Origin of the sequence: Pseudomonas sp. FP1742 (assembly GCF_030687145.1) — a bacterium.
GTDB lineage: Bacteria > Pseudomonadota > Gammaproteobacteria > Pseudomonadales > Pseudomonadaceae > Aquipseudomonas > Aquipseudomonas frederiksbergensis_D.
In genome coordinates this window covers 6,083,708-6,103,848 of record NZ_CP117460.1, presented here as the reverse complement: position 1 = coordinate 6,103,848, position 20,141 = coordinate 6,083,708, and the positions used below count along the sequence as shown (strand labels likewise).

18 protein-coding genes are annotated in these 20,141 nt (G+C 60.2%); 12 read left to right on the top strand and 6 right to left on the bottom strand.

Annotation, left to right across the window (positions count from 1 at the left end; all coding sequences use genetic code 11):
• Nucleotides 1–188 precede the first annotated feature (188 nt).
• From glyA to fdhA, 7 genes are all read left to right on the top strand, one after another.
• Entirely contained in the window at nucleotides 189–1,442 is a 1,254-nt protein-coding gene (gene glyA / locus PSH64_RS27760) for a serine hydroxymethyltransferase (protein WP_105340906.1), read from the top strand.
• Nucleotides 1,443–1,465: 23 nt separating this feature from the next.
• On the top strand, nucleotides 1,466–2,716 hold the full coding sequence (locus PSH64_RS27755; protein ID WP_007936415.1) for a sarcosine oxidase subunit beta: 1,251 nt from the start codon (nucleotides 1,466–1,468) through the stop codon (nucleotides 2,714–2,716).
• Nucleotides 2,717–2,730: 14 nt separating this feature from the next.
• A complete protein-coding gene (locus PSH64_RS27750) occupies nucleotides 2,731–3,060 on the top strand; it encodes a sarcosine oxidase subunit delta (RefSeq protein WP_008008142.1) in 330 nt (109 codons plus the stop codon).
• Entirely contained in the window at nucleotides 3,057–6,074 is a 3,018-nt protein-coding gene (locus PSH64_RS27745; RefSeq protein WP_305479253.1) for a sarcosine oxidase subunit alpha, read from the top strand. The genes PSH64_RS27750 and PSH64_RS27745 overlap by 4 nt, the downstream gene beginning before the upstream one ends.
• Before the next feature lie 165 nt (nucleotides 6,075–6,239).
• Nucleotides 6,240–6,872: a sarcosine oxidase subunit gamma gene (locus PSH64_RS27740; protein ID WP_305479252.1), complete on the top strand. Its 633-nt coding sequence runs from the start codon at nucleotides 6,240–6,242 to the stop codon at nucleotides 6,870–6,872.
• Between the two features lie 198 nt (nucleotides 6,873–7,070).
• Complete coding sequence (gene purU / locus PSH64_RS27735; protein WP_305479251.1) at nucleotides 7,071–7,928, top strand: formyltetrahydrofolate deformylase; 858 nt, start codon at nucleotides 7,071–7,073, stop codon at nucleotides 7,926–7,928.
• Between the two features lie 204 nt (nucleotides 7,929–8,132).
• On the top strand, nucleotides 8,133–9,332 hold the full coding sequence (gene fdhA, locus PSH64_RS27730; RefSeq protein WP_105340910.1) for a formaldehyde dehydrogenase, glutathione-independent: 1,200 nt from the start codon (nucleotides 8,133–8,135) through the stop codon (nucleotides 9,330–9,332).
• 107 nt (nucleotides 9,333–9,439) lie between these two features.
• Here fdhA and PSH64_RS27725 read toward each other — a convergent pair whose 3' ends face one another.
• Nucleotides 9,440–9,700, bottom strand: coding sequence for a hypothetical protein (locus tag PSH64_RS27725; protein WP_305479250.1), 261 nt, complete (start codon nucleotides 9,698–9,700; stop codon nucleotides 9,440–9,442).
• 85 nt (nucleotides 9,701–9,785) lie between these two features.
• Nucleotides 9,786–9,998 (bottom strand): cold-shock protein, encoded by a 213-nt coding sequence (locus tag PSH64_RS27720; protein WP_305479249.1) that lies wholly within the window; start codon nucleotides 9,996–9,998, stop codon nucleotides 9,786–9,788.
• A gap of 350 nt (nucleotides 9,999–10,348) precedes the next feature.
• Here PSH64_RS27720 and PSH64_RS27715 point away from each other — a divergent pair, with 350 nt between their 5' ends.
• Nucleotides 10,349–10,963 carry a DUF2780 domain-containing protein gene (locus PSH64_RS27715; protein WP_105340911.1) on the top strand — a complete coding sequence of 205 codons (615 nt, stop codon included), beginning with the start codon at nucleotides 10,349–10,351 and terminating at the stop codon, nucleotides 10,961–10,963.
• Nucleotide 10,964: 1 nt separating this feature from the next.
• On the opposite strand, the gene PSH64_RS27710 is transcribed toward PSH64_RS27715, so the two are convergent.
• Entirely contained in the window at nucleotides 10,965–11,849 is an 885-nt protein-coding gene (locus PSH64_RS27710; protein ID WP_305479248.1) for an acyltransferase, read from the bottom strand.
• Between the two features lie 313 nt (nucleotides 11,850–12,162).
• Between PSH64_RS27710 and PSH64_RS27705 the strand changes: the two genes are divergently transcribed.
• The 4 genes from PSH64_RS27705 to creD all read left to right on the top strand — a co-directional run bounded on the left by PSH64_RS27705 (nucleotide 12,163) and on the right by creD (nucleotide 16,329).
• Nucleotides 12,163–12,669 (top strand): ATP-dependent zinc protease, encoded by a 507-nt coding sequence (locus PSH64_RS27705; RefSeq protein ID WP_105340913.1) that lies wholly within the window; start codon nucleotides 12,163–12,165, stop codon nucleotides 12,667–12,669.
• 59 nt (nucleotides 12,670–12,728) lie between these two features.
• Nucleotides 12,729–13,409: a two-component system response regulator CreB gene (creB, locus tag PSH64_RS27700; protein ID WP_305479247.1), complete on the top strand. Its 681-nt coding sequence runs from the start codon at nucleotides 12,729–12,731 to the stop codon at nucleotides 13,407–13,409.
• Entirely contained in the window at nucleotides 13,409–14,827 is a 1,419-nt protein-coding gene (creC, locus tag PSH64_RS27695; RefSeq protein WP_305479246.1) for a two-component system sensor histidine kinase CreC, read from the top strand. The genes creB and creC overlap by 1 nt, the downstream gene beginning before the upstream one ends.
• 131 nt (nucleotides 14,828–14,958) lie before the next feature.
• Nucleotides 14,959–16,329, top strand: coding sequence for a cell envelope integrity protein CreD (gene creD / locus PSH64_RS27690; RefSeq protein ID WP_305479245.1), 1,371 nt, complete (start codon nucleotides 14,959–14,961; stop codon nucleotides 16,327–16,329).
• 211 nt (nucleotides 16,330–16,540) lie between these two features.
• Here the strand turns inward: creD and PSH64_RS27685 are convergent, their stop codons facing one another.
• The 3 genes from PSH64_RS27685 to PSH64_RS27675 all read right to left on the bottom strand — a co-directional run bounded on the left by PSH64_RS27685 (nucleotide 16,541) and on the right by PSH64_RS27675 (nucleotide 19,950).
• A complete protein-coding gene (locus tag PSH64_RS27685) occupies nucleotides 16,541–17,170 on the bottom strand; it encodes a glutathione S-transferase (protein WP_305479244.1) in 630 nt (209 codons plus the stop codon).
• A gap of 141 nt (nucleotides 17,171–17,311) precedes the next feature.
• Nucleotides 17,312–18,019: a PolC-type DNA polymerase III gene (locus tag PSH64_RS27680; protein ID WP_105340919.1), complete on the bottom strand. Its 708-nt coding sequence runs from the start codon at nucleotides 18,017–18,019 to the stop codon at nucleotides 17,312–17,314.
• Entirely contained in the window at nucleotides 18,016–19,950 is a 1,935-nt protein-coding gene (locus PSH64_RS27675) for a putative nucleotidyltransferase substrate binding domain-containing protein (RefSeq protein ID WP_305479243.1), read from the bottom strand. The genes PSH64_RS27680 and PSH64_RS27675 overlap by 4 nt, the downstream gene beginning before the upstream one ends.
• Between the last annotated feature and the right edge of the window lie 191 nt (nucleotides 19,951–20,141).

Below are 20,141 nucleotides of genomic sequence, written 5' to 3'. Positions count from 1 at the left end.
GATCTTCGCTGGATTGAAGATTGTGTCCGCTCAGCCATTTCATCCCATGTCGTAAACGCACCTTTGCGTGGCGTCCATAGGCATTTGACCTGTCTGCGCCGGTCATACCATCGCATCCAAAGGGCACTGCCGTAACGCCAGTGCCTTACCGAGACGAATGGCGCATAGATGCCGCTGGGAGAGACGCGATGTTCAGCAAGCAAGACCAGATCCAGGGTTACGACGATGCACTGCTGGCGGCGATGAATGCCGAGGAGCAACGTCAGGAAGATCACATCGAGCTGATCGCGTCAGAGAACTACACCAGCAAACGCGTGATGGAAGCGCAAGGCAGCGGCCTGACCAACAAATATGCCGAAGGCTATCCGGGCAAGCGCTACTACGGCGGCTGCGAGCATGTCGATAAAGTCGAAGCCCTGGCCATCGAACGCGCCAAGCAACTGTTCGGCGCCGATTACGCCAACGTCCAGCCGCACTCCGGTTCTTCGGCCAACAGCGCCGTTTACCTGGCCCTGCTGCAAGCCGGCGACACCATTCTGGGCATGAGCCTGGCCCATGGCGGTCACTTGACCCACGGCGCGAAAGTGTCGTCCTCGGGCAAGCTGTACAACGCCGTGCAGTACGGCATCGACACCAAGACCGGGCTGATCGACTACGACGAAGTCGAGCGTCTGGCCGTCGAGTGCCAACCGAAGATGATCGTTGCCGGCTTCTCGGCGTACTCCAAGACCCTCGACTTCCCGCGTTTCCGTCAGATCGCCGACAAGGTCGGTGCGCTGCTGTTCGTTGACATGGCGCACGTCGCCGGTCTGGTCGCCGCTGGCCTGTACCCGAACCCGCTGCCATACGCCGACGTAGTGACCACCACCACCCACAAGACCCTGCGCGGTCCACGTGGTGGCCTGATCCTGGCCAAGGCCAACGAAGAAATCGAGAAGAAGCTCAACGCCGCGGTATTCCCTGGTGCCCAGGGCGGCCCGCTGATGCACGTGATCGCCGGTAAGGCGGTGTGCTTCAAGGAAGCATTGGAGCCCGGCTTCAAGGCCTACCAGCAACAAGTGATCGACAACGCCCAGGCGATGGCCGGCGTATTTATCAAACGCGGCTACGATGTAGTGTCCGGCGGTACCGATAACCACCTGTTCCTGGTCAGCCTGATCCGTCAGGGCCTCACCGGCAAAGAGGCGGACGCAGCACTCGGTCGCGCCCACATCACCGTGAACAAGAACGCTGTCCCGAACGATCCACAGTCGCCGTTCGTGACCTCCGGCCTGCGCATCGGCACCCCGGCGGTGACCACTCGCGGCTTCAAGGTTACCCAGTGCGTTGAACTGGCTGGCTGGATCTGCGACATCCTCGACAACCTCGGCGACGCCGATGTCGAGGCCAATGTCGCGCAGCATGTGGCGGCCCTGTGCGCGGACTTCCCGGTTTATCGCTGAGCGCGGTTTTGGAGTAAATGACTATGCAACGCTATTCGGGCTTCGGCCTCTTCAAACACTCCCTCAGCCACCATGAAAACTGGCAGCGCATGTGGCGCACGCCGACCCCGAAAAAGGTCTATGACGTGGTCATCGTCGGCGGTGGCGGGCATGGTCTGGCGACCGCCTACTACCTGGCCAAGGAACACGGCATCACCAACGTAGCCGTGGTCGAGAAAGGCTGGCTGGGCGGCGGTAACACCGCGCGCAACACCACCATCGTTCGCTCCAACTACCTGTGGGACGAGTCGGCGCACCTGTACGAACACGCGATGAAACTGTGGGAAGGCCTGTCCCAGGACCTGAACTACAACGTGATGTTCTCCCAGCGCGGCGTCTACAACCTGTGCCACACCCTGCAGGACATTCGTGATTCCGAGCGTCGGGTCAGCGCCAACCGCCTCAACGGCGTGGACGGCGAACTGCTCGATGCCAAGCAAGTGGCGGACGAGATCCCGTACCTCGACTGCTCCAAGAACACCCGCTACCCGGTGATGGGCGCTACCGTCCAGCGTCGCGGCGGCGTGGCCCGTCACGATGCCGTGGCGTGGGGCTTTGCCCGTGCCGCCGACGCCTTGGGCGTGGACCTGATCCAACAGACCGAAGTGATCGGTTTCCGCAAGGAAAACGGTGTGTGCATCGGTGTTGAAACCAACAAGGGCTTCATCGGCGCCAAGCGCGTCGGTGTGGTCACCGCCGGTAACTCCGGGCACATGGCCAAACTCGCCGGTTTCCGTCTGCCGATCGAATCGCACCCGCTGCAAGCGCTGGTGTCCGAGCCGATCAAGCCGATTATCGACAGCGTGATCATGTCCAACGCCGTGCACGGTTACATCAGCCAGTCCGACAAGGGCGACCTGGTGATCGGCGCCGGTATCGACGGCTACAACGGCTACGGCCAGCGTGGTTCTTATCCGGTGATCGAGCACACCATCCAGGCCATCGTCGAGATGTTCCCGGTGCTGTCGCGCGTGCGCATGAACCGTCAGTGGGGCGGCATCGTCGACACCACGCCGGATGCCTGCCCGATCATCTCGAAGACTCCGGTACCGAACATGTTCTTCAACTGCGGTTGGGGCACCGGTGGCTTCAAAGCAACACCTGGCTCGGGCAACGTGTTTGCCGCCAGCCTGGCCAAGGGTGAAATGCATCCATTGGCTGCACCTTTCTCCATCGACCGCTTCCACAGCGGTGCGTTGATCGACGAACACGGCGCTGCAGCAGTCGCCCACTAACAGGAGAAATCCCTATGTTGCATATCTTCTGTCCTCACTGTGGCGAACTGCGCTCCGAAGAGGAATTCCATGCATCCGGCCAGGCGCACATCCCGCGCCCACTGGACCCGAACAGCTGCACCGACGAGGAGTGGGGCGACTACATGTTCTTCCGCGATAACCCTCGCGGTCTGCACCACGAACTGTGGGATCACGTCGCCGGTTGCCGTCAGTACTTCAACGTGACCCGTGACACCGTGACCTACGAGATTCTCGAAACCTACAAGATCGGCGCCAAGCCGCAGTTCACCGACAAGACCGACAGCCCGAAAGCGGCCGCCACGGCTCTGGGAGAGAAGGTATGAGCCAGATCAATCGCCTGTCCAACGGCGGACGCATCGACCGCAACAAAGTGCTGAGCTTCACCTTCAACGGCCAGGTCTACAAAGGCTTTGAAGGCGACTCGCTGGCCGCCGCGTTGCTGGCCAACGGTGTCGACATCATCGGCCGCAGCTTCAAGTATTCGCGCCCACGCGGCATCTTCGCCGCCGGTGCCGAAGAGCCGAACGCCGTGCTGCAGATCGGTGCGACCGAAGCCACGCAGATCCCCAACGTACGCGCCACGCAACAAGCGCTGTACCAAGGCCTGGTCGCCACCAGCACCAACGGCTGGCCGAGCGTGAACAACGACATGATGGGGATTCTCGGCAAGGTCGGCGGCAAGCTGATGCCGCCGGGCTTCTACTACAAAACCTTCATGTACCCGCAATCCTTCTGGATGACCTACGAGAAGTACATTCGTAAGGCCGCCGGTCTTGGCCGTTCGCCGACCGAGAACGATCCGGACACCTACGACTACATGAACCAGCACTGCGACGTGCTGATCGTCGGCGCTGGCCCTGCGGGTCTGGCGGCTGCACTGGCGGCTGCCCGCAGCGGCGCCCGTGTGATCCTGGCCGATGAGCAGGAAGAGTTCGGCGGCAGTCTGCTCGACTCCCGCGAAAGCCTCGATGGCAAACCAGCTACCGAGTGGGTTGCCAGCGTCATCGCCGAGCTGAAAAACACCCCTGACGTGCTGCTGTTGCCGCGCGCCACGGTCAATGGTTACCACGACCATAACTTCCTGACCATTCACGAGCGCCTCACCGATCACCTCGGCGACCGCGCCCCGATCGGCCAGGTGCGTCAGCGCATCCACCGGGTTCGCGCCAAGCGCGTGGTGCTGGCGACCGGTGCTCACGAGCGTCCACTGGTTTATGGCAACAACGACGTGCCGGGCAACATGCTCGCCGGCGCTGTGTCGACTTATGTACGTCGCTATGGCGTGGCACCGGGCAAGAAACTGGTGCTGTCGACCAACAACGACCACGCCTACCGCGTTGCCCTGGACTGGCTCGACGCCAGCCTGCAAGTGGTGGCCATCGCCGACGCCCGCAGCAACCCTCGCGGTGCGCTGGTGGAAGAAGCGCGCGCCAAAGGCATTCGCATCCTGACCGGCAGTGCCGTGATCGAGGCCCGTGGCAGCAAGCACGTGACCGCCGCTCGCGTTGCCGCGATTGATGTAAAAGCACACACCGTGACCAGCCCGGGCGAATGGCTCGATTGCGACCTGGTCGCCAGTTCCGGCGGTTACAGCCCAGTGGTTCACCTGGCTTCGCACCTGGGTGGCAAGCCGATCTGGCGTGAAGACATCCTCGGTTTCGTACCGGGCGAAGCACCGCAGAAACGCGTATGCGTCGGTGGCATCAACGGCGTCTACAGCCTCGGCGATTCGTTGGCCGATGGTTTTGAAGGCGGTGCTCGCGCTGCCAGCGAAGCCGGTTTCGGCAAGGTCGAAGGCGTACTGCCCAAAGCCCTGAGCCGACTGGAAGAGCCGACGCTGGCGCTGTTCCAGGTGCCTCACGAAAAAGCCACTGCCCGTGCGCCGAAGCAATTCGTCGACCTGCAGAACGACGTCACCGCGGCCGCCATCGAACTGGCGACCCGCGAAGGCTTCGAGTCGGTCGAGCACGTCAAGCGCTACACCGCACTGGGCTTCGGCACCGATCAGGGCAAGCTCGGTAACGTCAACGGCCTGGCCATCGCCGCCCGTTCGCTGAACGTGACCATCCCGCAGATGGGCACCACCATGTTCCGCCCGAACTACACGCCGGTGACTTTCGGCGCCGTGGCCGGTCGTCACTGTGGGCACATCTTCGAGCCGGTTCGCTTCACCGCGCTGCATCACTGGCACGTGAAGAATGGCGCCGAGTTCGAAGACGTCGGTCAGTGGAAACGTCCTTGGTACTTCCCGAAAAACGGTGAAGACCTGCATGCCGCCGTAAAACGCGAATGCAAAGCCGTGCGCGACAGCGTCGGCCTGCTGGATGCTTCGACCCTGGGCAAGATCGACATCCAGGGCCCGGACTCCCGTGAGTTCCTCAACCGCATCTACACCAACGCCTGGACCAAGCTCGACGTGGGCAAGGCGCGCTACGGCCTGATGTGCAAAGAAGACGGCATGGTGTTCGACGACGGCGTGACTGCATGCCTGGCCGACAACCATTTCGTGATGACCACCACCACCGGCGGCGCTGCGCGCGTGCTGCAATGGCTGGAAATCTACCACCAGACCGAATGGCCAGAGCTGAAGGTGTACTTCACTTCCGTGACGGATCACTGGGCAACCATGACCCTGTCCGGGCCGAACAGCCGCAAGCTGCTCAGCGAAGTCACCGACGCCGACCTGAGTAACGAAGCCTTCCCGTTCATGACCTGGAAAGAAGCCCTGGTCGGTGGCGTGCCGGCGCGGATATTCCGGATTTCGTTTACCGGTGAGCTGTCGTACGAAGTCAACGTGCAGGCCGACTACGCCATGGGCGTGCTCGAGAAAATCGTCGAGGCCGGCAAGAAGTACAACCTGACCCCGTACGGCACCGAAACCATGCACGTACTGCGGGCCGAGAAGGGCTTCATCATCGTCGGTCAGGACACTGACAGCTCGATGACCCCGGACGACTTGAACATGGGCTGGTGTGTCGGCCGCACCAAACCGTTCTCGTGGATCGGCTGGCGTGGCATGAACCGCGAAGACTGCGTGCGTGATCAGCGCAAACAGCTGGTTGGCCTGAAGCCGATCGATCCGACCAAATGGCTGCCGGAAGGCGCGCAACTGGTGTTCAACACCAAGCAAGCGATTCCGATGACCATGGTTGGCCACGTGACTTCCAGTTACCTGCACAACTCCCTGGGCTATTCGTTTGCCATGGGCGTGGTGAAAGGCGGCTTGAAACGCATGGGTGAGCGGGTGTTCGCACCGCTGGCCGACGGTAGCGTGATCGAGGCGGAAATCGTTTCTTCGGTGTTCTTCGATCCGAAAGGCGAGCGCCAGAACGTTTAATGGCCTCGGGTCCTGTGGGCGGGCAGTTGCACCGAGTCGTCTGATTCGCGAGCAAGCCCGCTCCCACAGGGGAACGCGGTCGAATGTGGGAGCGGGCTTGCTCGCGAAGGCGGCGGCACAGCCACCACAAGGGCCAGAACCAACAGAATTCAAGACAGGTGCTTTATGACCGCAGCCAATGTTTACCAACAACGCCCAACCACTGGCGCCAAGGCCGAGTCGTCGCTGCATCATGCCGACCTCGCCAGCCTGGTGGGCAAGGGTCGCAAAAACGCCGGCGTGATCGTGCGTGAGAAAAAACTCCTCGGTCACCTGACCATCCGTGGCGATGCCCACGATCCAGCGTTCGCCGCCGGCGTGCACAAGGCCCTCGGCATCGAATTGCCAGGTGCGCTGACCGTGATCATCAAAGGCGAAACCAGCCTGCAGTGGATGGGGCCGGATGAATGGCTGCTGATCGTGCCGACCGGTGAAGAATTCGCCGCCGAGAAAAAACTCCGTGAAGCGCTGGGCGACCTGCACATCCAGATCGTCAACGTCAGCGGTGGCCAGCAGATCCTCGAACTCAGCGGCCCGAACGTGCGTCAGGTGCTGATGAAGTCCACCAGCTACGACGTGCACCCCAACAACTTCCCGGTGGGCAAGGCTGTTGGCACGGTGTTCGCCAAGTCGCAACTGGTGATCCGCCATACCGCCGAAGACACCTGGGAACTGCTGATTCGCCGCAGCTTCTCGGATTACTGGTGGTTGTGGTTGCAGGATGCGGCTGCTGAGTACGGGCTTAGCGTCCAGGCTTGAGATTGATCGTTCCCACCTGTGGCGAGGGGGCTTTTGTGGCGAGGGGGCTTGCCCCCGTTGGGCTGCGAAGCGGCCCCAAAGTCCATCAGTTAAACCGTATTGATTGGTTTTACGACTGCTTCGCAACCGAACGGGGGCAAGCCCCCTCGCCACAGAGTTTTCTCTGATCACAGATGTAGCAGCAGGAGTCACCGCACTATGAGCCGCGCCCCAGACACATGGATTCTGACCGCCGACTGCCCAAGCGTCCTCGGCACCGTGGATGCGGTGACCCGCTTTCTGTTCGAGCAGGGCTGCTACGTCACCGAGCACCACTCCTTTGATGACCGGCTCTCGGGCCGTTTCTTCATTCGTGTGGAATTTCGGCAACCCGACGGTTTCGACGAACAAGCCTTCCGCGCAGGTCTGGCGGAGCGTGGTGCCGCCTTCGGGATGGTCTTCGAGCTGACCCCGCCGAACTACCGACCAAAAGTGGTGATCATGGTCTCCAAGGCCGATCACTGCCTCAACGACTTGCTCTACCGCCAGCGCATCGGCCAGTTGTCGATGGACGTGGTCGCGGTGGTCTCCAACCACCCGGACCTCAAGCCGTTGGCCGACTGGCACCAGATTCCGTATCACCACTTTCCGCTGGACCCCAACGACAAGCCGGCGCAGGAGCGTCAGGTCTGGCAGGTGATCGAAGAGGCCGGCGCCGAACTGGTGATCCTTGCCCGCTACATGCAGGTTCTGTCGCCAGAGCTGTGCCGCAAACTCGACGGCAAGGCGATCAACATTCACCACTCCCTGCTGCCGGGCTTCAAGGGCGCCAAGCCGTATCACCAGGCCTACAACAAAGGCGTGAAGCTGGTCGGCGCCACGGCGCACTACATCAACAACGACCTGGACGAAGGTCCGATCATCGCCCAGGGCGTGGAGGCCGTGGATCACAGCCACTATCCCGAAGACTTGATCGCCAAGGGGCGGGATATCGAAGGGCTGACGTTGGCGCGGGCCGTGGGTTATCACATTGAACGACGCGTATTTTTGAACGCCAACCGCACGGTCGTTCTTTAGATCGCTTTCGCGGGCGAGCCCGCTCCCACAGGGTTTTGTGTTGTTCACAGACCTTGTGTACACCCGATCCACTGTGGGAGCGGGCTTGCCCGCGATGGCGGCATAACAGACAACACAAGACACACAGGCAATACCCGAGCAATCAACGCGCCGCCGCTGTCGGGCGACGCGACCGCTACATAAAAACAACAGCGAGGTGAAAGCATGTCTGGCAATCGTGGTGTGGTGTATCTCGGCGCTGGCAAGGTCGAAGTACAGAAAATCGACTATCCCAAAATGCAGGACCCGCGCGGCAGGAAGATCGAGCACGGCGTCATCCTGCGCGTAGTGTCCACCAATATCTGTGGTTCCGATCAGCACATGGTGCGCGGTCGCACCACCGCTCAGACCGGTCTGGTGCTGGGCCATGAGATCACCGGTGAAGTGATCGAGAAGGGCAGCGATGTCGAGAACCTGAAAATCGGCGATCTGGTGTCCGTCCCGTTCAACGTCGCTTGCGGGCGCTGCCGTTCCTGCAAAGAGATGCACACCGGTGTCTGCCTGAGCGTCAACCCGGCGCGTCCGGGCGGTGCCTACGGTTATGTCGACATGGGCGACTGGACTGGTGGCCAAGCCGAATATGCGATGGTGCCGTATGCCGACTTCAACCTGTTGAAACTGCCGGATCGCGACCGGGCCATGGAGAAAATCCGTGACCTGACCTGCCTCTCCGACATCCTGCCGACCGGCTACCACGGCGCAGTGACTGCCGGCGTTGGCCCAGGCAGCACCGTGTACATCGCCGGCGCTGGTCCGGTTGGCCTGGCGGCTGCCGCTTCCGCTCGCCTGCTGGGCGCTGCGGTGGTGATCATCGGTGACGTCAACCCGATCCGCCTGGCCCACGCCAAGGCACAGGGTTTCGAAATCGCCGACCTGTCGACAGACACCCCGCTGCACGAGCAAATCGCTGCGTTGTTGGGCGAGCCTGAAGTTGATTGCGCCGTCGATGCGGTGGGCTTCGAAGCCCGTGGTCATGGCCATTCCGGCGTGAAACACGAAGCCCCGGCGACCGTGTTGAACTCTCTGATGGGCGTGGTTCGCGTTGCCGGCAAAATCGGTATCCCTGGCCTGTATGTGACCGAAGATCCGGGTGCAGTGGATGCTGCCGCGAAAATGGGCAGCCTGAGCATCCGCTTCGGCCTGGGCTGGGCCAAATCCCACAGCTTCCACACCGGCCAGACGCCAGTGATGAAGTACAACCGCCAGCTGATGCAGGCGATCATGTGGGACCGCATCCATATTGCCGACATCGTCGGTGTGGAAGTCATCAGTCTCGATGACGCACCACGGGGTTACGGCGAGTTCGATGCGGGCGTGCCGAAGAAGTTTGTGATTGATCCGCACAAGTTGTTCAGTGCGGCGTAAGCTATTTAGTTGATGTGAAAAGCGATCTTTTCAGGTATTTCGGTAATACTCTGCTAAGGTCGCTTTTTATTTAGATGGCTTACGAGGAGGTAAGATTATGAGGCAGGTTATTCTGTTAGAGATAAATGTATTTCCGTCTGTTCACTATCGGCTAATTTAAGGTTGGTTGCGTAGTATTGGCCATTATCACCTTGTACTAGTTCATACGTTACTTTCTCCCCGGCCTTGAACGGTGGATCGCCTGGGTTGATGCAAAAAATGATCGAATGAGTGTCCGAGTCAATATACTCGGGATTTGCCGACGCTGAAGACATAATGTTGATGTCTTCGATGATCGAGTCATTGCGTTTTATCGGTTGTTTCTCCATTGCTGCATCTCCCGTAAAAAGAACCCACGCTCCCGATAGGCAGCGCGGGCCTCGTCGAAAATTCAGGAACCAGAAGGGGCTTGTTTCATTCTGGGCGCACCTGTGCAGCTTGGGGGCCCTTTTGCCCAGACTCTTTTACGTAGGATACTGTTTGGCCTTCTTTTAGCGACTTGAAGCCGTCAGTCTCAATCGCTTTGAAGTGCACGAAAAGGTCCTCCCCTCCTTCTTTTGGTGTGATGAATCCGAAGCCCTTTTCATCGTTAAACCATTTAACGGTACCGAATTCTCTATCTGCCATTTTCATATTTCCTAAGTGCTCAATAATCGAAGGGGGCTAGCGACTAGGGGCCAGCTCCCATTCATTGTTTCGAAGCAAGCTTGGGAGAAGTGCGGGCGAATACCAACTATCATATCTGATAGTTTTTTATGTCGGTTTGAAATAAGAGTCTTATTGCTTGTTGCTATTAGAAATGCAGTATGTGGCACCGGCAAAGGAGGGGTACCCTTTAGTTTGTGCTGTACGCTTAAAAATAGTGATCAGATGAAATGCATGCATGACGAGGAACATGCCACCGGATACCCGGTCCAATCGGCAGTTTTGCCGCTCCCGTTATCGAGCGGTTTTTCACGGCACAAGAGGATGTCTGGATGAACGTTTCACGCGGTTTTGCACTGGCATCGATCATGGCTGTCGCTTCGTTGACGACGCTGGCCGCCAGCCCGGCCTTTGCACAGTTAAGCCTCAGCGATGCGGTCAAGGCGGTGTCATCGATGCAGGACGACGAAGATGTCGAGGGTGTCGAGACCGATGATGTCGATGGCATCGTGGCGGCGGCGCCCAAGGCCGCCGGTTTGCTCAATACCCTGGGCTCGCAGCTCGACATCACCCCGGAGCAGGCCATCGGCGGTGCCGGTGCGATGCTGGGGCTGGCGAAGAACCAGCTCAGCGGCCAGGACTTCTCCGAGCTGAGCAAAAATGTGCCGGGCCTCGCTCAGATCGCCGGCAACAGCGCCATGGGTGGCCTGACCGGATTGGGTAGTCTGCTTGGCGCCGGTTCGGACAAGAATGCGTTGCTCGATGGCTTGCTGGGTAACGTCAAGGACACCAAGGACCTGAACAACGCCTTCAGCGCCCTGGGCATGGACACCGGGATGGTCGGAATGTTTGCTCCGGTGATCCTGCAATACCTCGGTCAGCAAGGCGTTGCCGGTTCGCTGCTGCAAAACCTCGGCGGGATCTGGGGCACCGGCGCCGGTAGCTGAGTCAGCCCTCGGCGCGTAGCTCCTTGATGCGCCGGTCCTTGTCGATCCAGAGCTGGTTGACCCAGTTCTGGATCGTTTCGCGAAACACCGGATCGTTTTCGTAATCGCCTTGCCACAGTGCCGGGTCCAGTTCGCGGGTGTGGATGTCGATGATCACCTTGGGCACGTTGCCACTGAGCAAATCCCAGAACCCCGGAATCTTCTGTTGTGGATACACCACGGTCACATCGAGAATGGCGTCCAGCTGTTCGCCCATCGCCGCCAGCACGAAAGCCACGCCGCCCGCCTTGGGCTTGAGTAGATGGGTGAACGGTGACTGCTGCTGGGCGCTTTTCGCTGCTGTATAGCGTGTGCCTTCCAGGTAGTTGACCACCGTCACCGGCTGACGCTTGTACAACTCGCAGGCTTGTTTGGTGATCTCCAGGTCCTTGCCGGCCAGCTCCGGGTTCTTCGCCAGAAACGCCTTGGTGTAGCGCTTCATGAACGGATAGTCCAACGCCCACCAGGCCAGGCCCAGGAACGGCACCCAGATCAGTTCTTTCTTGAGGAAGAATTTGAAGAACGGCGTGCGCCGGTTAAGTGCCTGGATCAGCGCCGGGATATCGACCCAGGATTGATGGTTACCGATCACCAGATACGAGGTGTCGCCGCGCAGCTCATCGCCGCCGCGAATGTCCCATTGAGTGGGAATGCATAGACGGAAGATCAGCTTGTCGATCTCGGCCCAGGTTTCGGCAATCCACATCACCGCCCACGAGGCGTAATCGCGAAAGCGCCCGGGCAGAAGCAATTTGAGCAGTGCGAACACCATCAAAGGTCCGAACAGGACCAGGGTGTTGAGCAACAGCAGCAGGGTAACGAGACAGCCGGTGAGCAGGCGGCGCATAGGAAACTCTTGAAAGCGTGTGGGCGCGCCATGATAAGCAGCTTCGGTGGGCAGGCCAAATCGGTGATGACGAATGTTTCACCTATTCGGCGGTATCCTTTAGCGAATTCGAACCCGTCAGGCTGTTGTAGTGATTGATCTGGCCTATGCGCGGGCAAGCCCGATCCCACAGGAATTTTGTGCTGACCACATTTTTGTAGTGAACCCAAAACCCTGTGGGAGCGGGCTTGCCCGCGAAGCGATTTCAAGAACGAACGAATTCACAGGCAACGGTCTAAAATTCCGCTGCCCACTCTCCAAGGAAGCCCCTTACGTGAAATCTCTCCTTGCACTGCTTGCCCTTGTAACCCTGCCGGTTCTGGCCGCTGAGCCGACCCTGTACGGTCGTTATGAATACATCGCGCTGCCGGAAATCGGCGGCGAAGTCCTCAAGGCGAAAATGGACACCGGCGCCCTGACCGCGTCGCTGTCGGCCAAAGATATCGAAACCTTCACCCGTGACGGCGACGAGTGGGTACGTTTCCGTCTCGCCACCAAAGGCGCGAGCAACAAGGTCTACGAACACAAGGTCGCGCGGATCAGCAAGATCAAGACCCGTTCCGAAGAAGACGACGATGACAAGGAAGTGACCGCGCCCACCAAACGCCCAGTGGTCGATCTGGAACTGTGCCTGGGCAACGTCAAGCGCACCGTCGAGGTCAACCTCACCGACCGCAGCAGCTTTAACTACCCGTTGCTGATCGGCGCCAAAGCCCTGCGTGAGTTCGGCGCGGCAGTGAACCCGGCGCGTCGCTTTACAGCCGACAAACCCGACTGCTGATTGACGGCGAATCAGCCTTGGGGCACCGTTCGTCCACTTAACTAGCGGGCTCGGACGCCATGCCTCATATCCTGATTGTCGAAGACGAAGCGGCGATTGCCGACACCCTGATTTTCGCCTTGCAGGGCGAGGGCTTCACCACCACCTGGTTGAGCCTTGGCGCGGCGGCGCTCGAACATCAGCGCGCGACGCCCGCCGACCTGATCATTCTCGACATCGGCCTGCCGGATATCAGCGGCTTTGAGACCTGCAAGCAGTTGCGGCGTTTCAGCGAAGTACCGGTGATGTTCCTCAGCGCCCGTGACGCCGAGATCGACCGCGTGGTGGGGCTGGAAATCGGCGCCGACGACTACGTGGTCAAGCCGTTCAGCCCCCGGGAAGTGGCGGCGCGGGTCCGGGCGATTCTCAAGCGCATGGCGCCACGATCGGTGACGGAGGTGGCATCGGCGCTGTTTCGCATCGACGGCGAACGGGTGCAGATCAGCTATCGCAACCAGCCCCTGAGCCTGACCCGGCATGAGTTTCGATTGCTGCAATGCCTGCTGGAACAACCGGAGCGAGTCTTCAGCCGCGAGCAATTGCTCGATGCGCTGGGGGTGGCCGCCGATGCCGGTTACGAGCGCAGCATCGACAGCCACATCAAGAGCGTGCGCGCCAAACTGCGGCTGGTGAAGGCCGACGCCGAGCCGATCCAGACTCATCGCGGCCTCGGCTATAGCTACAGCCCGGGGCACAGCTGATGTCACTGGGGATCCGGATTTTTCTGGTCTACGTGCTGTTCATCGGCCTGACCGGTTACTTTGTGCTCAACACCGTGATGGAAGAAATCCGCCCCGGTGTGCGCCAGTCCACCGAAGAAACCCTGGTGGACACCGCCAACCTGATGGCCGAGATCCTGCGCGACGACTTCAAGGCCGGCACCCTCAGCCAGAACCGCTGGCCCGAGTTGCTCAAGGCTTATGGCGAGCGGCAACCGAAGGCGAAAATCTGGGGCCTGTCGAAGAATCAGGTCAACCACCGCATTTACGTCACCGATGCCAAGGGCATTGTGGTGCTGGATTCCAGCGGCATCGCGGTGGGCCAGGACTACTCACGCTGGAACGACGTCTACCTGACCCTGCGTGGCGAGTACGGCGCGCGCTCGACGCGCAGCAATCCGGATGATTCGAACTCATCGGTAATGCACGTCGGGGCGCCGATTCGTGACAACGGTCAGATCATCGGCGTGGTGACGGTGGCCAAGCCCAACAGCTCGTTGCAGCCTTACGTCGATCGCACCGAGCGGCGATTGCTGGCTTATGGCGCCGGATTGATTGGCCTCGGTTTGCTGTTCGGTGCGCTGTTGTCGTGGTGGCTGAGCGCGGCGCTGCGAAGGTTGACGGCTTATGCCCAGGCCGTCAGTGAAGGCCGCCGGGTCGAGGTGCCGCATTACCGTGGCGGCGAACTGGAACAACTGGCCACGGCGGTGGAGCACATGCGTACCCAACTCGAGGGCAAAGCCTATGTCGAGCGTTATGTACACACCCTGACCCATGAATTGAAAAGCCCGCTGGCGGCGATTCGCGGCGCGGCGGAGCTGCTGCAAGGCGAGATGCCGCCGGCCCAGCAGCAGCGTTTCGTCAGCAACATCGGCAGCGAAAGCGCGCGCATGCAGCAGTTGATCGAACGACTGCTGAACCTGGCGCAGGTCGAACAACGCCAAGGATTGGAGGAGCGGGTGGCGGTGCCGCTGGCGGACTTGGTGGAAGAACTGTTGAGCGCCCAGGCTGCACGAATCGAAAGCAAGCAGTTGCGTGTGGAACGGCAAATTGCAGCGGATCTGAATCTGCTTGGCGAGCCGTTTCTATTGCGCCAGGCGCTGGGCAATCTGCTGGAGAATGCCCTGGACTTCACCCCAGCGCATGGCGTGCTGCGATTTTGTGCCGAACGAGTCGGTGAGCAGATTGAGTTCAGGCTGTTCAACCAGGCCGAGGCGATTCCCGACTATGCGCTGCCGCGTTTGAGCGAGCGTTTCTACTCGCTGCCGCGTCCGGACAGTGGGCGCAAAAGTACGGGGCTAGGCCTTAACTTCGTTGAGGAAGTGGTCAAGCTGCATGGCGGTGTGATGAGCATTGGTAATGTCGACGGCGGTGTAGAGGTCATGTTGCGCTTGCCTTAGAACCGAGTCGCGGCCATCGCGAGCCTGCTCGCGAAGAGGCCGGCCCAGTCTCCACAAAATCTCCACATTCCCCCCATAAATCTCCCACATACCGACTCCAGACTCTCCCCATCCAAACAGGGAGAGTCCCCATGAACCGAAGCCTTACCCTAAAACTCGGGGCGATTGCCCTGCTGATTCTGTTGCTGCTGATCCCGCTGCTGATGATCAACGGCGTGATCCAGGACCGCCAGCAACTGCGCGACGGTGTGCTCGAAGACATCGCCCGCAGCTCCAGCTATAGCCAGCAACTGAGTGGCCCGCTGATGGTGGTGCCTTATCGCAAAACGGTGCGCACCTGGAAAACCAACGAAAAAACCAATGAGCGTTATCAGGACGTCGGCGAGGAGCGCGGGCGTTTGTATTTCCTGCCGGAGCGCTTTGAACTCGACGGCCAGGTCCAGACCGAACTGCGCGCCCGGGGTATCTACGAGGCGCGGCTGTTCCATGCCGATAACCGCATCAGCGGGCATTTCTTGGTCCCGGCGCAACTGGGCATCAAGGAAGACTTTGCTGATTACCGCTTCGATCAGCCGTTCCTGGCTGTCGGCATCAGCGACATTCGCGGCATCGAGAATGCCCTGAAACTCGAACTCAATGGGCAGAAGCTGGATTTTGTACCGGGCAGCCAAGTGGGCTGGTTGGGCGAAGGTGTGCACGTGACGCTACCAGTACTGGACACCCAACAGGCCACGGAGCTGGCCTTCGGTTTCGACTTGCGTCTGCAAGGCACCGGCCAGTTGCAGGTTCTCCCGGTGGGCAAGACCAGCAAGGTTTCACTGGCCGCCAATTGGCCTCACCCCAGCTTCATCGGCAATTACCTGCCGGCCCAGCGTGAAATCACCGATCAGGGCTTCACGGCCAATTGGCAGACCTCGTTTTTCTCCACCAACCTGCAAGAGGCGTTGAACAGTTGCGTGTCGGGTGGTCATTGCGAGGCGTTCAACGGTCGCAGCTTCGGCGTGAGTTTCATCGACCCGGTGGACCAATACCTGAAAAGCGACCGGGCGATCAAATATGCGCTGTTGTTTATCGTCCTGACCTTCGCCGGTTTCTTCCTCTTCGAAGTGCTGAAAAGCCTGGCGGTACACCCGGTGCAGTACGCCTTGGTGGGTGTCGCGCTGGCGTTCTTCTACCTGTTGCTGTTGTCGCTGTCCGAACACATCGGTTTTGCCCTGGCGTATCTGTTGTCAGCGAGTGGCTGTGTGGCGTTGATCGGTTTCTATGTCTGCCATGTGCTGCGCAGCGTGCGTCACGGCTTGAGCTTTTCGGCGGGGTTGGCGGCGTTGTACGGGCTGCTTTACGGCTTGTTGAGCGCCGAGGATTACGCGCTGTTGATGGGCTCGCTGCTGTTGTTCGGTCTGCTGGGTGTGTTCATGGTGCTGACCCGCAAGCTGGACTGGTATGGGATCGGGCAGAAAACCGCGAAGCCTTTGGCCTTTGATATAGGCGCCGTGGAATGAGCCGGTGGGTGGGGTTGCGCGAAGATCAGCGGATGGGCGAGGCGTTGGCGACGCGGATTGCCGGGTTGTTTCCGTTGGATTCGGTGTGGTGCATTCGCGAGCAAGCCCGCTCCCACATTGGCTCTGTGTTGTTACAAATATGGAGTGAACAACACAAGTCCCCTGTGGGAGCGGGCTTGCTCGCGAAGAGGCCGGTACCGCCAGCGAGAATCTAAGCCTTGGGCATCGTCGCAATCATCGAAGGCCGCTGACTCACTTCGAAATACCACGCTGCCAACTTTGGATTCTCTTTGCGCCATTCCAGATCCGGATGGCGCAAATCCAGATAACCCAAGGCACAGGCCACACTGATTGCCGCCACATCGAAATGGCTGGTCAGCTCGGCAATCGCGTCGGCCTCCAGCAGCGCCAGGGCGCGACGAATCTTGTCGCGCTGACTGTCGAGCCAGGCGTCCCAGTGTTTTTCCGGCGGGCGCAGGGCCACTTCATAGCGAATCATCACGGCGGCATCCATGATCCCGTCCGCCAGAGAAGCCAGGGTCAAGCGCCGCCAGCGCGCCGAGCCTTCACGAGGAATCAGCGGATTGCCGACGTGCTGGTGATCGAGGTAATCGAGGATCACCCGGCTGTCGTACAACACATTGCCGTCCGCCAGGCGCAGCGCCGGAATCTTGCCCAGCGGGTTGTCTTTGTTGAGAGCCGGATCCGGGCTGACCGGCGTGAGCTGGCAGGCTTGCAGCGCCACGCGGTTCGTTTGGCCGGTCTCGTGCAGCAGCACCATGACTTTGCGAACAAAGGGCGAGGCGGGGTTGTGGAACAAGGTCATGCTGGGGGCGGACATGGCGGCATCTCGATCATGGGCAGTGTCGGGAGCATAGCGCTGAGCTCAAGCTCGTTCCAACAGGTCTTGTGTCGTCCGCCGATCACAACATCTGTAGGACCGAGGCTTGCCCGCGAAGACCCCATAACAGACACCACAGATCTAAAATGAAGGCGCTTGCCGCCGCCGCTTCCACTGACTCAGCCGCTGCTGCAGGTTCAACGGGCTGTGGATCTGTTGCTGTCGCGCCCGGCTGAACAGAATCAGCATCAGTTCCGCCGTCGCCAAGGCATCGGCGCTGGCGTTATGCCGTTCGAAGACCTCCAGTTTGAACCAGTCGATCCACTCGTCCAGCCCAGCCTCGCGAAAATGCGCCTGGGGGCAAAGCAGCGGGGCGATGTCTGCCACATCCAGAAAGGGATGCTGCAACTTGTAACCCAGATGTTCTTTCAGCGCGCGCCCGAGCATGTGCTGGTCGAACGGCGCATGAAAGGCCAGCACCGGACTGTCGCCGACAAACTCCATGAACTCGAGCAAGGCCTGCGCCGGGTCGCTACCGGCGGCAATGGCGCTCGGGCCCAGACCGTGAATCAACACGCTGGGGCCGAGTTTGAGTTCGCTGCATTGCAGCGTGCGCTCGAACTGCTGGCTGAAGTCGATCGCTCCGTCCTCGATCACCACGGCACCGATGGACAGCAGCCGATCCTTATTCAGGTTCAGTCCGGTGGTTTCCAGGTCGAGCACCACCCAGCGTTGCTCCCGCAGGCTGCAGTCACTCAGCTCTGCCACGACCGGCAAGCGTTCCAGACGTTGTTGCAGTTCGCCGGGCAAAACGGGACTGGCCGGGCGCAGCCATGAAAACAGGCTCATAGCTGATACCGCAGGGTCAGGCTGCTTTGCAGGCGTTGGGCCTGGCGCAGGGATTCTCGCAGGATGCGTCGGTCCAGATGATTGAGGCTGTCGGGATCGACGCGGTTGGAGTAGGGCAAGTTCTCTCGGGTCTGTAGCTGATGTTGCTGCATGCGGGTTTGCTGGATGAAGTGATACGCCTCTTCATAGGCCGCGCCGTCCAGCTGTTCGATGACTTCTTTTTCCACCAGTTGGCGAAAGCGCTCCAGGGTATTGTTGGCGTCGATGCCGTGGGCCAGGGCCAGCACTCGCGCGCCGTCGACGAATGGCGTCAGGCCCTGGAGTTTCAGGTCGAGGGTGGCTTTCTCGCCATTCTTGCGCGCCAGCACGAATTCACGGAAACGCCCCACGGGCGGACGGTTGCGCAGGGCGTTCTCGGCCATCATGCGCTGGAACAACCGGTTGTCGCCGACCTGATCGAGAATGCCCCGGCGCAGTTGTTCGCAGCCCCGCTCATCGCCCCAGACCACGCGCAGGTCGAAGTAGATGCTCGATCCCAGCAGGTTTTCCGGGGTCGCCTCGCGGATAAACGCCGCAAAGCGTCGCGCCCATTCGACTCGGGACAAACACAGCTCGGGGTTGCCGGCCATGATGTTGCCTTTGCACAGGGTGAAGCCGCACAGCGCCAGGTTCTGATTGATCTGCTGGGCGATGGGCAACAGCTTGCCGCGGATCTCGGCGGCGTGAGCCGCATCGCGGGCTTCGAACAGAATGCCGTTGTCCTGATCGGTGTACAGCGTTTGCTCGCGGCGGCCTTCGCTGCCGAAACACAGCCAACTGAACGGCACGCCAGGGTCACCTTTCTCTGCGAGCACCAGTTCGATCACCCGGCACACGGTGTGGTCGTTGAGCAGGGTGATGATATGGGTGATCTGCGTCGAGGACGCGCCATGGGCCAGCATCCGCTCGACCAACTGGCCGATTTCGCCGCGCATCGCCACCAGGTTTTCCACCCGTTGGGCACTGCGAATGGTCCGCGCCAGGTGCACCAGATCGACCCTTTGCAGGGAAAACAGGTCGCGTTCCGAGACCACACCGCACAAGCGCTGATCCTTGACCAGACAGACGTGGGCGATGTGTCGCTCGGTCATGGCGATCGCTGCGTCGAAGGCGCTGTGATCCGGCGTCAGGTAAAACGGCGCCGGGGTCATGTGCCGCTCGATGGATTCATTGAAATCGCTGGTGCCGTTGGCCACCACATGCCGCAAGTCGCGCAGGGTGAAAATGCCCAGCGGCGCCTTTTGCTCATTGACCACCACAATGCTGCCGACTTGCTGATCGTGCATCAGCGTCACCGCTTCACGCAGGGGTGTGATCGGGCTGCAGGTCACCGGGTGCCGCATGGCCAATTCGCCGAGCCGGGTATTGAGCGAATACTGGGTGCCTAGGGTTTCCACGGCTTTTTGCTGGACTTGCTGATTGACCTGATCCAGCAAACTGCTGACACCGCGTAGGGCAAAGTCGCGAAACGGGCTGGAAAGAGCGAACAGTTTGATGAACGCCAACTTGTTCAGCTGTAGGCAAAAGGTATCTTCGGCCGCCAGATGTTCGGTGCGGGTGGCACGCTCGCCCAGCAGCGCGGCGAGGGGAAAGCACTCGCCGGTGGTGATTTCGAAGGTTGTTTCGGTGCCGCCCTTGGCCGTATGCGGTCGCTCGCCGACGACCCGGCCCTGTTTGACGATGTAGAAATGTTCAACGGGGCCATCGGCGGGTTTGATGATGCTCTCGCCGGGGGCATAAAAACGCAGCTGGCATTGTTCCACCAGATAGACCAGGTGGGCGTTTTCCATCTGATTGAACGGCGGGAAACGCTGGAGGAATTGCAAAGTGCCCTGGATGTTCTGCAATACCGCGGTTTTCCCTGCCTGGGTGAAGGCGTCCGCTTTACTCATAACCATTACCGCAGTCTTTTTCTGATTGTTGTGTCGGATCGTTGTTTCAGATCGTTCCAGGCATGGTCGACCCCTGCGGGCAGGGTGCCCATTGGACGTAAGTCTAGGTAGGCAGTTCAGCGGCCAAAATATGGGAAATGTCTGACACAACTGTGGGAAAAGCCTCCTACATTGTCTATTGGAAAAGTTTC

What these genes read in the sequence shown, in the direction of transcription:
- PSH64_RS27745 (WP_305479253.1), top strand. Translation starts at nt 3,057, where the DNA reads ATGAGCCAGATCAATCGCCTGTCCAACGGCGGACGCATCGACCGCAAC.
- PSH64_RS27755 (WP_007936415.1), top strand. Translation starts at nt 1,466, where the DNA reads ATGCAACGCTATTCGGGCTTCGGCCTCTTCAAACACTCCCTCAGCCAC.
- PSH64_RS27720 (WP_305479249.1), bottom strand. Translation starts at nt 9,998, where the DNA reads ATGGCAGATAGAGAATTCGGTACCGTTAAATGGTTTAACGATGAAAAG.
- PSH64_RS27675 (WP_305479243.1), bottom strand. Translation starts at nt 19,950, where the DNA reads ATGAGTAAAGCGGACGCCTTCACCCAGGCAGGGAAAACCGCGGTATTG.
- PSH64_RS27740 (WP_305479252.1), top strand. Translation starts at nt 6,240, where the DNA reads ATGACCGCAGCCAATGTTTACCAACAACGCCCAACCACTGGCGCCAAG.
- creB (WP_305479247.1), top strand. Translation starts at nt 12,729, where the DNA reads ATGCCTCATATCCTGATTGTCGAAGACGAAGCGGCGATTGCCGACACC.
- PSH64_RS27680 (WP_105340919.1), bottom strand. Translation starts at nt 18,019, where the DNA reads ATGAGCCTGTTTTCATGGCTGCGCCCGGCCAGTCCCGTTTTGCCCGGC.
- glyA (WP_105340906.1), top strand. Translation starts at nt 189, where the DNA reads ATGTTCAGCAAGCAAGACCAGATCCAGGGTTACGACGATGCACTGCTG.
- PSH64_RS27715 (WP_105340911.1), top strand. Translation starts at nt 10,349, where the DNA reads ATGAACGTTTCACGCGGTTTTGCACTGGCATCGATCATGGCTGTCGCT.
- purU (WP_305479251.1), top strand. Translation starts at nt 7,071, where the DNA reads ATGAGCCGCGCCCCAGACACATGGATTCTGACCGCCGACTGCCCAAGC.
- creD (WP_305479245.1), top strand. Translation starts at nt 14,959, where the DNA reads ATGAACCGAAGCCTTACCCTAAAACTCGGGGCGATTGCCCTGCTGATT.
- PSH64_RS27750 (WP_008008142.1), top strand. Translation starts at nt 2,731, where the DNA reads ATGTTGCATATCTTCTGTCCTCACTGTGGCGAACTGCGCTCCGAAGAG.
- PSH64_RS27685 (WP_305479244.1), bottom strand. Translation starts at nt 17,170, where the DNA reads ATGTCCGCCCCCAGCATGACCTTGTTCCACAACCCCGCCTCGCCCTTT.
- fdhA (WP_105340910.1), top strand. Translation starts at nt 8,133, where the DNA reads ATGTCTGGCAATCGTGGTGTGGTGTATCTCGGCGCTGGCAAGGTCGAA.
- PSH64_RS27710 (WP_305479248.1), bottom strand. Translation starts at nt 11,849, where the DNA reads ATGCGCCGCCTGCTCACCGGCTGTCTCGTTACCCTGCTGCTGTTGCTC.
- PSH64_RS27725 (WP_305479250.1), bottom strand. Translation starts at nt 9,700, where the DNA reads ATGGAGAAACAACCGATAAAACGCAATGACTCGATCATCGAAGACATC.
- creC (WP_305479246.1), top strand. Translation starts at nt 13,409, where the DNA reads ATGTCACTGGGGATCCGGATTTTTCTGGTCTACGTGCTGTTCATCGGC.